We start from the raw sequence: 14,111 nt of genomic DNA on the forward strand, positions 1-14,111 counted from the left end.
GGCGGCTAGCGCTTTGGGGCTTGGGCGTCGCCCGCTTGCGAGCGCAGCAGCCGGTTAATCGTCTCACGGCGAAGGCCGATGAATTGACCGATCTCATCTTGCGTCAGCATGTCCGTGAGCGGAATCGCCGGGATGTAGGTCTGGAACCAGGCTTGAAGCTTCAGAAGCCTCTCGGTGGGGGATACCTCACTCAGCTGGTCGATCCTTCGCTGCATCATCCGCAGCTTATCCTGCAGCTGCAGGGCAATCGAGCGGTATCGCTCGGGGCTTTGCTCGAGCTCCTGGTACCACTGCGCGGCGGGCAGCAGCTCGATCTCGCAGGTCGTCAGCGCCAAGGCGGTGCCGTAGTAGGGGGCGGGGCTGAGCAGTGAATGATGCGGAATCGTTTCACCCGGCACGATGACATTGACCAGAAGCTGTGCGCCGTCTGGGTGCACCCGGACAATTTTGAGCAGTCCGCTTCGCAAATGAAAGAGCGGTCCGGATTCGCCTTGCCGAAACAGCGTTTCACCTTTGTGCAGAATCATGAGACTCATGAGAGTGACCACCTCCATCTGGAACCTGGAATATGGAAGAAAAGCGAGGACCGACCGTGTCGGCTTTCGCTTTTTTTAGTATACCACTCTCTAGTCAGCATGCGAGGGGTTCGTAGCGGCTTGTACCTGAACACAAAGGATCCCACCCGCAGTCTGTAGTCTCCTTAGCGGGCAGCTAGCTGGGTTTGGGCTTGATCACGCGATTTTTGGCCAGCTTCCGCAGGGAAAGCTCGTGGAGGTGCCTCGCAGCAAAATGGTAGACGAGAAGCAGCATCATGGCCGCGGCGGGATACACAGGGATGGAGTAAGGCAGCTTCCAACCCGTGTAGGTCAGGACATGGTTGATGACGCACAGCCACTCGAAGAAGAGCGAGAACGCTGTCCAGCACAGGATGTACCAGACCGTTTTAAGGCGATAGAGCTTCCACTTGTCATAAATAAATAAGAACAGGATCGACGATGCAGGATACATGAAAAAATGAAAGAGCGCACCAGAAGCCTCATACGACGTGTTATCGCCGAAATAGTACAGATGAAAGGGCGTAGCGATTAAAAAATAATCGATAGTCGCCACTAAAGCGAGATTATAGGTGAAAATGACGATCAGCAGCACCGTGGAAAAGTATGATCGAATTGGCCAAAAGATCAAGATAGCTCCGATCGAGGAGAGAATCGAAAACCACTCGTTCCAATCAAAGGTGACATTCACCAGTCCGTCCCTCCTTTATAGAGCAGAAGCCGAAAGCCCTTCATACAGGCAGCCAGCGCGACCAAGGCCGAGAGCCAGAAGGCGAAGGACCACCAGAGCTGCCAGTGCTGATGAATCAGAACGCCGAGATAGTGGGACAACCATTCCATTCCTACCAGCAGCGTGACGGAGACGGCGAGCAGGAGCAGCTTTTTCAAGAGAGCAGTCAGGGCTAGGAGGAGGTCCAGGAACATGACCATTAGCAAGGGAAGCAGCACCACACGGTTCAAAAAATGAGTAAACGCGTAGCTCCACTCATCCGGTATCCACAGCGTCTTGAAATTCATATAGCATAGCGCTGAGAAGTTCTGATACAGGTACGTACTGACCGACCAATACACGAGGATTTCGAGCGCATGGAGCCGTTTGTGATATTTGGCAAAAAGGATGACTGCGATCGCATTTACCACAAGATAGAACGTTCCCACCATATCGAATAAACTCCTCATTGTGTGCTTGAACCTTCTTATCGTGTCCCAAGAAAAGGAATTTATAAGGTCGCAAACAAAAACAAGAGCGGAGTCTCCTTGAGAGACCCGCCCTTGTTCCTTAGCGAAGCGCAGATTACTTCTGCTCTACTTCTTTCGCCAGCTTCATGACTTCATCCCAGCCTTGCTGAGGCGTCATCTTATCAAACATGATTTGCTGTGTGATATTGTCGTACTCTTTGTTTGTTGCAAACTTCGCCCAGCCGCCCTTCATACCTGGACCTGGATCGAACGCTTTGCCGCCGCCCTTCGCAGTATCTGCGATCAGCTGGTTGCCCGCTTTGTCGATTGGGCTGAACTTCGGCGTCAGGTAATCTACGATGGTTTTGGAAACCGGCGTCCCGCGACTCGTACCGAGGATGTCCGCTGCTTCTTTGTCATTGATGAACCAGTCGATGAACTTCTTCGCTTCGGCTTGGTTCTTGCTGTCGGGGCTCACGCTCCAATACATGGATGCTTTCAGCCAGCCGCCGGCTTCCACGCCTTTAGGCAATGGCATGAGAGCAAAGCTGCCTGGCTTCAGCGAGTCGAATCCGCCGAATTCTGCGGAATGGGACAGCTTCATCAAGACTTTCTCTTGGCCGAGCAGATCCAGCTTAGCATCGAAGCTTTTATCCGACATTGTAACGTCCGGAGGCGCAACGAATCCGCCTTTGCGCAGCTCCTGCATCGTCGTCATGAACGAGATGAATGTATCTTTATCGTAGTTGAATTTGCCCTCTGCCGTACGCGGATAGCCTTTACCGCGGCTCAGCTGGATGGAGTTCAGGATCGTGTAATTAGAGGTGAAATCTGGGATCAAATACTGATCCTTGGCGAGCTTAGGTTTGATGTCCTTCGCCAGCTGGAACAGCTCATCCCAAGTTTGCGGAGGCTTCACGCCCAGCTTGTCAAATACGGTTTTATTATAAACCATACCGAGTGCATTGTTGCCGAGCGGTACAGCGTAAACTTTGCCTTTGTAAGTTCCTGTATCCAAGAGTGCTTTATCCACGTCTTTGGTATTGACCGAGGACAGATCCACCAAACGGTTGGAGCTGGACCAGTCGTTAAACCAAGCGGCGTCCATTTGGAAAATATCCGGCGTATTTCGAGCGGCTGCTTGTGTCGACAGCTTGTCGATGTATCCGTCAAAGGCTTGATATTCAGGCTCGAACGTGACGTTCGGGTTCTTCTTGGTATACGCCTCAAGTGCCTTCAGGGTAGCGTCATGGCGAGGCTGGGATCCCCACCACAGAATGCGGAGCTTTACAGGCGCTTTGCTATCGGTGGTTGTGGCGGCAGCGCCAGTTCCAGTGCTAGTGCCTCCTTTGGCCTCTTCCTTCACGCCTGCGCTGCAAGCGGTTGCAGATAGTGCTAAGACAATGGATGACATGACTAGAGCGGTTCTATTCCAACGTTTCATATCGATAAAATCCCCTTTCTCTTCATCAAGGTTACAACCCTATCGTACAATTTTGGGGAGCCGCTGCCTATGTGAGAGATGCACAATCTCTTTCACTATTTTACTAAGGTTATCAATTTCTCATCCTTTTACAAAATCCGTCGGATTTCGACCCGTGTGCTTCTTGAACAAGGTGGTAAAATACGGCACATTCTTGTACCCGACCCGTTCCGCAATCTCGTAAATCATTAGCTTGCCCTCGAGAATCATGCTCTTGGCCCGTTCCATCCGCACTCGGGTAACATAATCGTTGAACGTCTCGCCGGTGGCGTTCCGGAAGATGTTGCTCAAATAATTACGCGAAATAAATACTTTATCCGCCAAATCGCTTAACCGGATGTCCTCGGAGTAATGCTCGTGGATGTAATGGATCAGAAAATCAACCGCTTGTTTGTGCTTCAGATTGTCGTTGCGCCCGTATTTGGAGCAAATCTCCTGGACCTTGCCGGATACCCATGCCTTCATCTGCTCCAGAGTAACCATGGAACGGATGCCCCGCTGCACTTCCTCGGCAGGAAACGCCTCCCCCAGCACAATGCCGGAATCGTACAGCGTATAGGAAAAAATCGCCCACAGCTCGGAGGCCATTTGCTGCAGCTCTGGAGCCGAGTGGGCCTGCTGCTCCGCCAGCTTCGTGCAGAATGCTCCGAGCGACACTTCCGCGGCAGCCGAATCCAGCTTGCGCACCGCATCCGCCATTTCTTGATAGAAGCGGACCGGTCTGATTTCCAGCTGGCGATCCGCCGCGGCTTTAGGCTTGTATTTAAAGACGGGCACCGCGGCATTCGGAGCGCAGCGCTTCTCATGAAGCGCGGTAAACGCCTCCTCGGTCGAATCCGCCGTCTTGTTCAGGTCCTGCTTCCAGGTGCCGATACCGATCTGTACCCCGATGCGGAGGTACTCCGCCGTCACCTCAATGATCCGTCCTGCGAAGCGTTCCGCGGCCCGGTAAATCCGTTCCTCCGACAGCTGCGCATCCACCTGAATCAGCACAGCCATATAGTGCCCGTACAGCTCCATGAAGCGGCCGCCTACGCCTTGCTCCGCCGCCAGCTCCTTCACAATGTTGCCCACGGCAAAGCGGAACAGATTCCAGTCGCGCGGAGTCATTCCCTCCATCCGGTCGGTGCGCATGATTTCGAGCACCATGACGAGCTGTACGGTGCTGCTGGTTTGCTTTTCGCTGGGGTTCGGGAGCTGAGGAGCCTCCGCCGCCATATTGCCGGTCACGAGACCGCGAATCCGCTCCTGCTCAACGAAGGGCTCGTAGAGCAGCAGCTTGCGCTGCAGCTCTTCTTTTTCCATCGTCTGCATGTTCCGCTCCTCGAGCTCGGAGATCAGCCGCCCCAGCACCTCTTTCAACGTGTTGACCGTGATCGGCTTGGACAAATAATCGTCTACGCCGAGCCGGAGTGCTTGCCGCGCATACTCGAAATCGGAATAGCCGCTTAAAATGACGATTTTACCTTGAAAATGCTCACGCCGCAGCCGGTCGACCATGTCGAGGCCGTTCATGACCGGCATATAAATGTCCGTGATGACGATGTCTGGATCCTGTTCCATGATGAGTCCGAAGCCAGCCTCGCCGTCCATCGCCTCGCCGACCGGCTCCAGGTCCATCTCTCCCCATGGGATGAGCCGCTTCATGCCCTGCAGTACATGCCGGTCGTCATCGACAATTGCAATCTTCCACATGCTAATCCCCTCCCAGCTCTTGTTTTTTCATTGGTATGTAGATTAGGGCCTCCGTACCGCCCTCAGGAATCTGTCGAAGCTCTACGCCATAGGGGGACCCGAAGTAGGCCTCGACGCGCTCGATGACATTACGGATGCCGTAGCCGCCGGTTTTGCGCTTTTTGCGTTTGTTCCAATCCTGCGGAATACCCACCCCGTTATCGGCAATGCGGCACATAATCCCCTCATCGACCGATGTGATGGAGATCGTCACTTCACCGGTGAGCCGGCCGTGGAAGCCGTGGATGACGGCATTTTCGACAAAGGGCTGCAGCGTCAGCTTCGGGATCAGCAGCTCGCCGAGCCCCTCGTCCATCTCGATCCGGTAGGTTAAGCCTTCGCCCCACTTCAGCTGCTGGATTTGTAAATAGCATTCCGTATGCTTCAGCTCGTCATACAGCGGAATGAAGCTCTCCCCGCCCGACAAGCCGATGCGGAACATCCGCCCCATTAGCTCCAGCACATGGCTGATCCGGTCCTGTCCGGCCTCGATCGCCATCCAGTTCAGCTGATCCAGCGTATTATACAGAAAATGCGGGTTGATCATCGCTTGCAGCGCCTTAATCTCGGCTTCCTTCTGCGCCTGATGCTGCCGCTCCAGCGATACATACAATTCTTCGATCCGTTCGATCATTTTGCGGTAGCCGCCGAACAGACTGCCGAATTCGTTCCGGTACGTATCCGGAAAATCGTTCACCTGGCGCCCGACGGAGTACATGCCCATCAGCTGCACCAGCTGACGGATCGGCGCTGTGAAATTGCGCGAGAGCGACAAGGTGATGAAGAGCGTGACCAGCAGCGCCGCGATGCCGACGATCACAAGCGTCTTGGCCAGCTGGATACTGCCGCGGGTAATGTCGCGCCAAGGGGTCAGCTCCACGAGCACCCAGCCCTCTTGAAACGATTTGGACCACACCATGAGAATGTCCTTCTCGTCGTAAGCAGCCGATGGACTGAGCCGGATGTGTCGATGCCCCAGCTCGCCCTGCAGGTCGTCCGTCAAGCTCTCCAGCTCCTCGGGATCCGGCACCTGCTTCGTGCTCAGCATCAGCCGACCGCCGCCGTCGATCAGCATACGGCTAGGGGATGCCTTATCCTCACTAAGCAGCGTCTGCAGCGTCTTTTGCTTGACGTTGATGACAAGATAGCCTAAATCCGGGTTGGCGTTGGAGGAAATATGGCGGACAAAGCTGAGCACCTGCTGCGGTCCCTGTGAGGAGTTCGCAACGCGCTGGCCGAGCCAGAGAAAATCGGATTTTTGCGCGGAGGGGTACCAGCTTTGGCCCATCAAATAGTCCCTTGGCAGAAACTGAACGTCGGACAGCGGATCGACCTGAGTTGGCTCGTCCATATAAACCTCCATCGAGAGGATAAACGGCGAGCTGTTGACGAGCGGGCTTAAGTAGTTCTGGCTCAGATCAATCCGCGCTCTGTTGCGGGTATAGTAATCGCCTTTTAGATCGAGATAGCTGAGAAACGCCGAGTTCTGCGACAAGGCCAGCGATGTCTGCTCCACTGCGCGCAATTGCAGCGCCAGCTGCTTGTTCAGCTCACCGAGCATGCCCTGCTGGTAGAACGAGGTGCTGTCCGCTTGATCGCGGGCCGATATGTAATAGCTGACGCCGGAGATGACGGTCACCAGCAGCGCAATAAATACCGCAAAGCTGATAAATAACACATAATCAATTCGATATCGGCGAAACGGGTTGAACATCCGCCTTATTCGCCTCCTTTTGCTGTAACTGATATCGGGGTTTCCTTGATAAGCAGTTCTCAACGATGTAAGAGCTTGTCCCGCCGGACAAGCTCTTCGGGTGACAGAAAAAGCTGCGGCAGAGCACGCAGCTTTTTTCTTCCATATTACCCTTTCAGACCGGTTGTCGCAATGCCTTCGACGAAGTGCTTCTGTGCCAGAAAGAAGATCAGTACTGGCGGCGTGATGGACAAGAGCGACATCGCAAGAAGCTGTCCCCAAGCAACGGCGGATTGCGTGTCGATAAACATGCGCAAGGCCAAAGGAATCGTATATTTGTCTACTGAGTTCAAGTAAATCAGCGGGGAGAAGTAGTCGTCCCAGCCCCAGATAAACGAGAAGATGGTGGCGGATACGAGCGCCGGCTTCGTCAGCGGCATAATGATGCGCCAGTAAATGCCGAACCAGCTGCAGCCGTCAATTTTGGCCGATTCATCCAGCTCCCGCGGAATGGACCGAATAAACTGCACGATCAGGAAGATGAAGAACGCTCCGCCCATCGCGGCAGGCACCACCAGCGGCAGGTACGTGTTAACCCAGTTGAACGAATGGAACATCGAGTACTGCGGAATGAGTGTGACTTGGCTTGGAAGCATGATGGTCATCAGCAGAATCGAGAACCAGAAGTTTTTCAGCGGGAACGTCAGTCGAGCGAATCCGAACGCCACCAGGCTCGCCGCCACGACGTGTAGAATCGTAGCCGTCACGTTGACCTTAATGCTGTTGATATAGAAGTAAGTGAACGTATATTTAGGCAGCGCATTCCAGCCGTCGGGATAGTTCTCCCACATCCACTTGGATGGGAAAAGCGTTGGCAGTCCGATTTCTTGCGTCGTCTTGAAGGAAGCCCCGAACCACCACACGACCGGATAAATCATCATGATGCTGACGGCGATCAGGAGGGCGTGCGTCAGCAGCTTGCCTTTGAAGTCGAGTTCTTTTTTCATTTTCCCGCCCCCGTTTCCGATTCGTAGAACACCCAATATTTCGAAGCGATGAAGTTAAACAAAGTTGCAATCCCGACGATCACGAGCAGGATCCAGGCCAGTGCAGAAGCGTAGCCCATCTCCAGGCTTCCGAACGCTTTCTTATACAGGAACAGCGCGTAGACTTCCGTCGAATTGATAGGACCGCCATTGGTGATGATAAAAGCGGACGTAAACATCTGGAACGAATTGATAATCCCCATAATCAGGTTGAACAAAATAACCGGGGACAGCATTGGAAGCGTAATCATAAAGAACTGTCTAGGCTTCGATGCGCCGTCTACGGACGAAGCTTCATAAAGCTCATTCGGGATGCTTTTCAGCCCGGCAAGGAAAATGATCATGGCCGAGCCGAACTGCCAGCAGGTCAAAACAACCAGCGTCCACAGGGCTGTTTCCGGAGTGCCGATCCAGTTCTTTGGCATCACGCCGAACAGGATCACCAGTTTGTTGATGAAGCCGTCGATGCCGAAAATGTTTTTCCAAAGCACAGCCACCGCGAGACTGCCGCCGATCAAGGAAGGCAAATACATGGCGGTACGATAGAAGGCGATGCCTCGGACGGCCCGGTTCAGCAGCATGGCCGCGGCGAGCGCGGACGCCAGCTTCAGCGGAACGGAGGTAAGCACGTAGGTGAAGGTCACCTTTAGGGAGTTAAAGAACAGCCGATCGTGGGCGATGGATTCAAAGTTCTTCGTGCCAATCCAGCGCGGCGGATCAAGAAGCGAGTACTCGGTAAACGATAAATAAAACGATTGTATAATGGGCCACAATTGAAGTACGAGGAAGCCGATCAGCCATGGTGCAATAAATAAGTATCCCGCAAAAGGCGCGTTCCAGCGCGAGAGGGAGTGGCGAAGGCTTGACTTGGGTTTAGATGTGGCTGCGGCTGGTGCGTTGGCTGCAGCAGTTTGATTATTCATAGAAAAATCACCTCATCCAATGCGATTTTGATCTGTTTTAAGTATACGGTATAGGCATAGAGCATCTGTAGGTGAAGGAAGTACAATTTCTTTCACTATTTTACGATTCTTATAAAAGTGTTCGATTTTAAAAGTTAACGTTGACGTTAGCGTTTTTCCTTACTGGAAAAACCTGTATAATGAAATTCGCTTCTGGACAGGCTAACAATCGAAAATTCGATGAGTTGGAGGTACGGAAGGCATGGATAACCAGAATACCCTCACGAACCGTCAGGGTCATCCGATTACGGATAACCAGAATGTAAGGACGGTTGGGGATCGAGGGCCTACGACGCTTGAGAATTACGATTTTCTGGAGAAAATTTCGCACTTCGACCGGGAACGGGTGCCGGACCGGGTCGTGCATGCCCGCGGTGCAGGGGCACACGGTTACTTTGAGGCCTACGGCAAGGTCGGAGAAGAGCCGATCGCGAAGTATACGAGAGCGAAGCTGTTTCAGGAGGCCGGGAAGCAGACCCCGGTGTTCGTGCGCTTTTCCACGGTGGTTGGGGGAGGACACTCACCGGAAACGCTGCGCGATCCGCGCGGCTTTGCGGTCAAATTTTATACTGAGGATGGCAACTGGGATTTGGTCGGGAACAACCTGAAAATTTTCTTTATCCGGGACCCAATGAAATTTCCGGACATGGTGCATTCCTTTAAGCCCGATCCCGTCAATAATTTGCCGGATCCGGAGCGGATGATGGACTTCCTCTCGGGAACGCCGGAAGCAACCCATATGGTCACTTTCCTATTTTCTCCATGGGGCATTCCAGCGAATTACCGGCAAATGCAGGGGTCGGGCGTGAACACGTACAAATGGGTGAACCAAGACGGGCAAGCGATGCTAATCAAGTATCACTGGGAGCCGCTCAAGCAGGGGATCAAAAATCTGCTGCAGCGCGAAGCCAATCAGATTCAGTCGGGCAATTACAACCATGCCACGCAGGACTTATATGAAGCGATAGCGCAAGGGGATTACCCGGAATGGGAGCTCTGCGTGCAGATGATGACCGATGATGAGCATCCTGAGCTGGATTTTGACCCGCTGGACCCGACCAAGCTGTGGGATCCGAAGCAGTTTCCGTTTTTGCCGGTCGGCAAAATGGTCTTAAATAAAAACGCGGATAATTATTTTGCCGAGGTGGAGCAGGTGGCCTTCGGAACAGGCGTGCTCGTCGACGGACTCGATTTCTCCGACGATAAGCTGCTGCAGGGCCGCACGTTCTCGTATTCCGATACGCAGCGGCACCGCGTAGGCACCAACTATTTGCAGCTGCCGATCAACGCGCCGAAGAATCACGTGGCGACCAATCAGCGGGATGGACAGATGGAGTACAAGGTGGATGCGGGGCCGAATCAAAATCCCCATGTCAATTATGAGCCCTCCACGCTCGGCGGCCTGCAAGAAGCGGCGCAAAGCGGGAAGGAGCATGCGCCGCACTATGATGCGAGTCTGGTGAGACAGAAGCTTGCGCGCACGAATGACTTTGCCCAGGCCGGAGCAACATACCGTGCCTTCGATGACGTGGAGCGAGGCGAGCTGGTGGCCAATCTGGTAGACGCGCTGAGCATCTGCAAGCCGCATATTCAATCGAAGATGGTCGAGTACTTCACCCAAGCCGATCCGGACTATGGCAAGCGGGTGAAAGAAGGGCTGGAGAACGCGAAGCGGACCGGGCAGGAGCATACGAGTACGGCAGCCGCGGATCAGGCCAAGAAGCAGCTGGAGCATATGGGGCACACCTCAGACCGCTATTGAAATAAAGAAGAGTCAAGGCTGCGCAGCCTTGACTCTTTGTTCTATGATCTTCCATGCGCAAAAGGGATAATTTAATACGGGAACTGGGTAGAGTAGCCGCTGAACTGCTGGTACGTTTGCTGCATTTTTTGCTGCTCCTCGGCCTCGAGCTTGTACCAGCCGTTCTGGAACATCAGGTTGTACAGCTCCCGCGCACACTGGTGCGTTTCCGTCAGCATTTGCAGCATATCATTATGAAGCTGCTCGTGGCTGGCTTCGAGCACGGCGATGTTCAAGCTGTTCGTTAGATGCTTGCAGGTGCTTAGTCCATCGTTCAGGAAGTCGCGGTCGTTCATTTCCGGCCCCTTGACCTGCGGGAGCTGTACGGATTGGGGATTGGCGATCTGGTTATTTTGCATCTGCATCGGTGCTCCTCCCTCTATTGCGAAGACTGCTGCGTTTGCGGCAGACTGGCCATGGCGGTTTGGTTATTGACTTGAAGATGCGTCAGCAGCTTCTGATAATGGCGCTGATGCATTTGTCCGGCTTTATCCAGCGCTTGCTTGATCTGCGGGTTCTGGGCCTGCTGGGCAAAGAAATGAAACTTTTTAAACGCAGACAGCTCCCAAGACATCGCATCCTTCAGATAAGACAAATCCTTGGTGGTGATCACGCGCGGCGGTACCGGAATCGGTGCCTGCGTCTGCGCTGGAGGCGTCATCGTTGCTTGCATGAGGGGTTGCTCCTTTCGATTGTAAGGTACCACAAATATAGAATGAACAATCGAAGGACGATTATGCTCCGTACGGGCTTCCACATCTAACCGTGAACGAAAAAGGATAAGCTTTTAGGCCTCTTAGGCTGCATTCGTCAGCACTTCGGCCTGCTGCTTGCGGTATACGATTCGGGCAAGAATGAGGCTGATTTCATATAAGCCTACGAGTGGGACAAACACCATCAGATGGGAGAGGAGCTCCGGCGGAGAGATCAGGCTCGCAACGATCACTAGGACCAGATAAGCGTGACGGCGAAGCAGCTGGAGGCGCCGCGGATTGAGCAGTCCGATTTTGGTCAGGAAGATGACGATGATCGGCAGCTCGAACGCTAGAGAGACGGGAAGAATGATGTTAAACATGAAGCCGAAATATTGGACGACCCCATAGGTTTGTACAAAGTCGAGCTTGGCCGCGATGCTCGTCGTGAAGGCGAGACTCATTGGAAAGACGATGAAATAAGAGAAGGCCAGTCCAATAAGAAAGCAAAGGAAAGCATAAGGGATATACTTAAACGCGGCCGCCTGCTCCTCCATCTCTAGACCCTCTCGAACAAAGGCCCAGAGCTGATATAAGATGACCGGCAGAGCCGTAATGATGGAAAAAATGAGCGCCACATTCATATAAATCCTCGCACCGTCCCAAGGAGAGAACACGTTCCATGTCACCTCGGCGACCGACGGCTGATGTTTCAAGAACAGTAGGATCTTGGGGGCCAGGAATAGCCCGATGATCATCGTGACGACCACGACGGCCAGTATAATCATCATTCTCTTTCGCAGCTCCCCCACGTGCCCGATTAGGGTCATTTTGGAATCCTCGTATTCAGCCATACCCTTCCTCCCTCTTTTTGCAGCAATTTTAGATCGATTTCGACCATTTTTTCGCCTGCCATTGCTTGATTTCGAACGTGGTAAACCCATCCGTTAATTTTTGATGGATTTCTTTGATCTTCTCCACGTCTTCAAACGAATACTTTCGCGTCTTCCCCCGGGTTCGCTCGGGAAAGATCAGCTTTCGCTCCTCGTAGTACCGGATCTGCCTCTCCGATAACCCCGTCAATTCACTGACACTTCCGATATTCATTACTTTTTTTTCCATACATTCCACCTCCAGGATGTAATATATATGTTATAAATAATGACAATTCCAATGGATTCCAGAATTATATTAACAGAATAGTCTTACAATTTACAATGAAAAAAGTCCCAATTTTTAGTCAAAAAAATTTTGTGTTAGATTTTCTTACACAAATTATCTCAAATCCATTTTCCTTTGGTATATTCGTTCGTAGATTCAAGAGCTTGTGTAGACGAAGGAGTGACGCGAATGGAGATGAATGGACCAAGCAAGGAAATGACCCGAAGGCAGTTCCTGACAACCGTCGGGAAAATCGGGGGTTCAGCAGCGTTGTTTAGTGTGATGGGCACGATGGGCCTGCTGTCGCCGCAAACCCTCCAGGCAGCCGAGTACACGCCTCCGAGCAAGGGCGATTTTGGGAATGCGGGCCGGAAGGGGAAGCGCATCATCATTCTTGGAGCCGGCATCGGCGGGATGACCGCGGCCTACGAGCTTGGTGAAGCGGGATATGACTGCACGATCCTGGAGGCTCGGGCTCGCTCTGGCGGCCGAAACTGGACGGTGCGGAGAGGGACGACGGTGACGGAAGTAGGCGGCGTCAAGCAGGTCGCGCGGTTCGATGAGGGTGACGGGATGTACCTAAACGCCGGGCCGATGCGAATCCCCCAATTCCACTCCACGCTGGAGTACTGCCGCAAATTCGGCGTCGAGCTGGAGCCCTTCAACAATGTCAACGAAAGCGGCTACTATTACAGCGAGAATGTGGGTGCCTTATCCGGGCAAAAGGTCCGAAAGCGCGCGGCCAAGGCCGATGTAAAGGGCTATGTGTCCGAAATGCTTGCCAAAGCCGTCAATCAGGGGGCGCTGGACTTGCCGCTCACTGCGGAGGAGAAGGCGAAGCTGGTCGATTACCTCAAGCGCGAGGGCGATCTGAGTCCCGATTTGTTCTACAAGGGCTCTTCGCGAGGCGGGTATACAGAGGAGCCGGGAGGCAAGCTGGATGCGGGCGTGGTCCGGGATCCGTTTGACCTCAAATCCATTATCAACTCCGGCTTCGGCAACTTCTTTAGCAGCGAATATACCTACGATCAGCAAATGATGATGTTCCACCCGGTCGGCGGGATGGATAAAATCGCGAAGGCGTTCGAGAAGCGGGTCGGGCACAATATCGTATTCCACGCCGAGGTGAAGGAGATTCGCCAGGATGCGAATGGGGTTCGAATCACCTATTTGAATACGGACACAGGCGCGGTGCGGGAGGTTACTGGCGATTACTGCATATGCACGATTCCGCTGCCAGTGCTTAAGGATATCCCGGCCGATTTTTCCCCGGAGATGAAGAAGGCGATCGAGAACGTCAAATACGCCTCCGCCGGAAAAATGGGGATTCAGTTCAAGCGTCGCTTCTGGGAGGAGGACGAGCTAATCTACGGCGGCAGCACGACGACCAATACTGACCTCAGCTCGCTGTACTACCCTCCTACTAAATACCACTCTCAAAAGGGGGTCCTGCTTGCCTATTATGCGAACGGGGCAGCGGCCGATCGGCTCGGTGCGATGACCCTGGCAGAGCGCGAGAAGTATGCGCTTAGCGTTGGCTCCCGCATTCACCCTCAATACTACAAGGAGTTCGAAACCTCCTTCTCCGTCGACTGGAAGCGAATCAAATACAACCTTGGCGGGTGGGTGAGCTATACGGCGGACGACCGCAAAACGTATTATCCGACGCTCTGCAAACCGGATGGACGCATCTACTTGGCCGGGGAGCATATCAGCTACATTACCGCATGGCAAGCAGGGGCGATTGACGCTGCCCGGAAAGTAGTCACGGAAATTCACGAACGCGTCATGAAAGAGTAGTCACTT

14 protein-coding genes are annotated in these 14,111 nt (G+C 53.4%); 2 read left to right on the forward strand and 12 right to left on the reverse strand.

The window, feature by feature from the left end:
* Positions 1 to 5: 5 nt before the first annotated feature.
* The 8 genes from FPZ49_RS06470 to FPZ49_RS06505 form a co-directional block, all read right to left on the reverse strand.
* Positions 6 to 527: a Crp/Fnr family transcriptional regulator gene (locus FPZ49_RS06470; RefSeq protein ID WP_144844945.1), complete on the reverse strand. Its 522-nt coding sequence runs from the start codon at positions 525 to 527 to the stop codon at positions 6 to 8.
* Positions 528 to 711: 184 nt separating this feature from the next.
* Positions 712 to 1,245 (reverse strand): hypothetical protein, encoded by a 534-nt coding sequence (locus FPZ49_RS06475; protein WP_144844723.1) that lies wholly within the window; start codon positions 1,243 to 1,245, stop codon positions 712 to 714.
* Positions 1,242 to 1,715 (reverse strand): hypothetical protein, encoded by a 474-nt coding sequence (locus tag FPZ49_RS06480; protein WP_144844725.1) that lies wholly within the window; start codon positions 1,713 to 1,715, stop codon positions 1,242 to 1,244. Before FPZ49_RS06480 ends, FPZ49_RS06475 begins: the two co-directional genes overlap by 4 nt.
* 133 nt (positions 1,716 to 1,848) lie before the next feature.
* Positions 1,849 to 3,177 (reverse strand): ABC transporter substrate-binding protein, encoded by a 1,329-nt coding sequence (locus FPZ49_RS06485; RefSeq protein WP_144844727.1) that lies wholly within the window; start codon positions 3,175 to 3,177, stop codon positions 1,849 to 1,851.
* Positions 3,178 to 3,297: 120 nt separating this feature from the next.
* Positions 3,298 to 4,911 carry a response regulator transcription factor gene (locus tag FPZ49_RS06490; protein ID WP_144844729.1) on the reverse strand — a complete coding sequence of 538 codons (1,614 nt, stop codon included), beginning with the start codon at positions 4,909 to 4,911 and terminating at the stop codon, positions 3,298 to 3,300.
* A 1-nt stretch (position 4,912) separates the two neighbouring features.
* Positions 4,913 to 6,664: a cache domain-containing sensor histidine kinase gene (locus FPZ49_RS06495; RefSeq protein WP_144844731.1), complete on the reverse strand. Its 1,752-nt coding sequence runs from the start codon at positions 6,662 to 6,664 to the stop codon at positions 4,913 to 4,915.
* A 146-nt stretch (positions 6,665 to 6,810) separates the two neighbouring features.
* Entirely contained in the window at positions 6,811 to 7,650 is an 840-nt protein-coding gene (locus tag FPZ49_RS06500) for a carbohydrate ABC transporter permease (RefSeq protein ID WP_144844734.1), read from the reverse strand.
* Positions 7,647 to 8,612: a carbohydrate ABC transporter permease gene (locus FPZ49_RS06505; protein ID WP_144844736.1), complete on the reverse strand. Its 966-nt coding sequence runs from the start codon at positions 8,610 to 8,612 to the stop codon at positions 7,647 to 7,649. The genes FPZ49_RS06500 and FPZ49_RS06505 overlap by 4 nt, the downstream gene beginning before the upstream one ends.
* Positions 8,613 to 8,853: 241 nt before the next feature.
* On the opposite strand from FPZ49_RS06505, the gene FPZ49_RS06510 reads away from it, so the two are divergent.
* On the forward strand, positions 8,854 to 10,413 hold the full coding sequence (locus FPZ49_RS06510) for a catalase (RefSeq protein WP_144844738.1): 1,560 nt from the start codon (positions 8,854 to 8,856) through the stop codon (positions 10,411 to 10,413).
* Between the two features lie 71 nt (positions 10,414 to 10,484).
* On the opposite strand, the gene FPZ49_RS06515 is transcribed toward FPZ49_RS06510, so the two are convergent.
* From FPZ49_RS06515 to FPZ49_RS06530, 4 genes are all read right to left on the reverse strand, one after another.
* A complete protein-coding gene (locus tag FPZ49_RS06515; protein ID WP_144844947.1) occupies positions 10,485 to 10,811 on the reverse strand; it encodes a spore coat protein in 327 nt (108 codons plus the stop codon).
* Positions 10,812 to 10,831: 20 nt separating this feature from the next.
* Entirely contained in the window at positions 10,832 to 11,125 is a 294-nt protein-coding gene (locus FPZ49_RS06520) for a ferritin-like domain-containing protein (protein WP_144844740.1), read from the reverse strand.
* 123 nt (positions 11,126 to 11,248) lie between these two features.
* Positions 11,249 to 11,998 carry a twin-arginine translocase subunit TatC gene (gene tatC / locus FPZ49_RS06525; protein WP_144844742.1) on the reverse strand — a complete coding sequence of 250 codons (750 nt, stop codon included), beginning with the start codon at positions 11,996 to 11,998 and terminating at the stop codon, positions 11,249 to 11,251.
* Positions 11,999 to 12,026: 28 nt separating this feature from the next.
* Complete coding sequence (locus tag FPZ49_RS06530; RefSeq protein WP_144844744.1) at positions 12,027 to 12,266, reverse strand: MerR family transcriptional regulator; 240 nt, start codon at positions 12,264 to 12,266, stop codon at positions 12,027 to 12,029.
* Positions 12,267 to 12,494: 228 nt separating this feature from the next.
* Between FPZ49_RS06530 and FPZ49_RS06535 the strand changes: the two genes are divergently transcribed.
* On the forward strand, positions 12,495 to 14,105 hold the full coding sequence (locus FPZ49_RS06535; RefSeq protein ID WP_222429879.1) for a flavin monoamine oxidase family protein: 1,611 nt from the start codon (positions 12,495 to 12,497) through the stop codon (positions 14,103 to 14,105).
* Positions 14,106 to 14,111: the final 6 nt, after the last annotated feature.

It is taken from the genome of Paenibacillus cremeus, from assembly GCF_007786445.1.
Lineage (GTDB): Bacteria > Bacillota > Bacilli > Paenibacillales > NBRC-103111 > Paenibacillus_G > Paenibacillus_G cremeus.

Coding starts and splice junctions, on each gene's coding strand:
- FPZ49_RS06470 (WP_144844945.1), bottom strand. CDS start 527: ATGATTCTGCACAAAGGTGAAACGCTGTTTCGGCAAGGCGAATCCGGA.
- FPZ49_RS06480 (WP_144844725.1), bottom strand. CDS start 1,715: ATGGTGGGAACGTTCTATCTTGTGGTAAATGCGATCGCAGTCATCCTT.
- FPZ49_RS06485 (WP_144844727.1), bottom strand. CDS start 3,177: ATGAAACGTTGGAATAGAACCGCTCTAGTCATGTCATCCATTGTCTTA.
- FPZ49_RS06490 (WP_144844729.1), bottom strand. CDS start 4,911: ATGTGGAAGATTGCAATTGTCGATGACGACCGGCATGTACTGCAGGGC.
- FPZ49_RS06495 (WP_144844731.1), bottom strand. CDS start 6,664: ATGTTCAACCCGTTTCGCCGATATCGAATTGATTATGTGTTATTTATC.
- FPZ49_RS06500 (WP_144844734.1), bottom strand. CDS start 7,650: ATGAAAAAAGAACTCGACTTCAAAGGCAAGCTGCTGACGCACGCCCTC.
- FPZ49_RS06505 (WP_144844736.1), bottom strand. CDS start 8,612: ATGAATAATCAAACTGCTGCAGCCAACGCACCAGCCGCAGCCACATCT.
- FPZ49_RS06510 (WP_144844738.1), top strand. CDS start 8,854: ATGGATAACCAGAATACCCTCACGAACCGTCAGGGTCATCCGATTACG.
- FPZ49_RS06515 (WP_144844947.1), bottom strand. CDS start 10,811: ATGCAAAATAACCAGATCGCCAATCCCCAATCCGTACAGCTCCCGCAG.
- FPZ49_RS06520 (WP_144844740.1), bottom strand. CDS start 11,125: ATGCAAGCAACGATGACGCCTCCAGCGCAGACGCAGGCACCGATTCCG.
- tatC (WP_144844742.1), bottom strand. CDS start 11,998: ATGGCTGAATACGAGGATTCCAAAATGACCCTAATCGGGCACGTGGGG.
- FPZ49_RS06530 (WP_144844744.1), bottom strand. CDS start 12,266: ATGGAAAAAAAAGTAATGAATATCGGAAGTGTCAGTGAATTGACGGGG.
- FPZ49_RS06535 (WP_222429879.1), top strand. CDS start 12,495: ATGGAGATGAATGGACCAAGCAAGGAAATGACCCGAAGGCAGTTCCTG.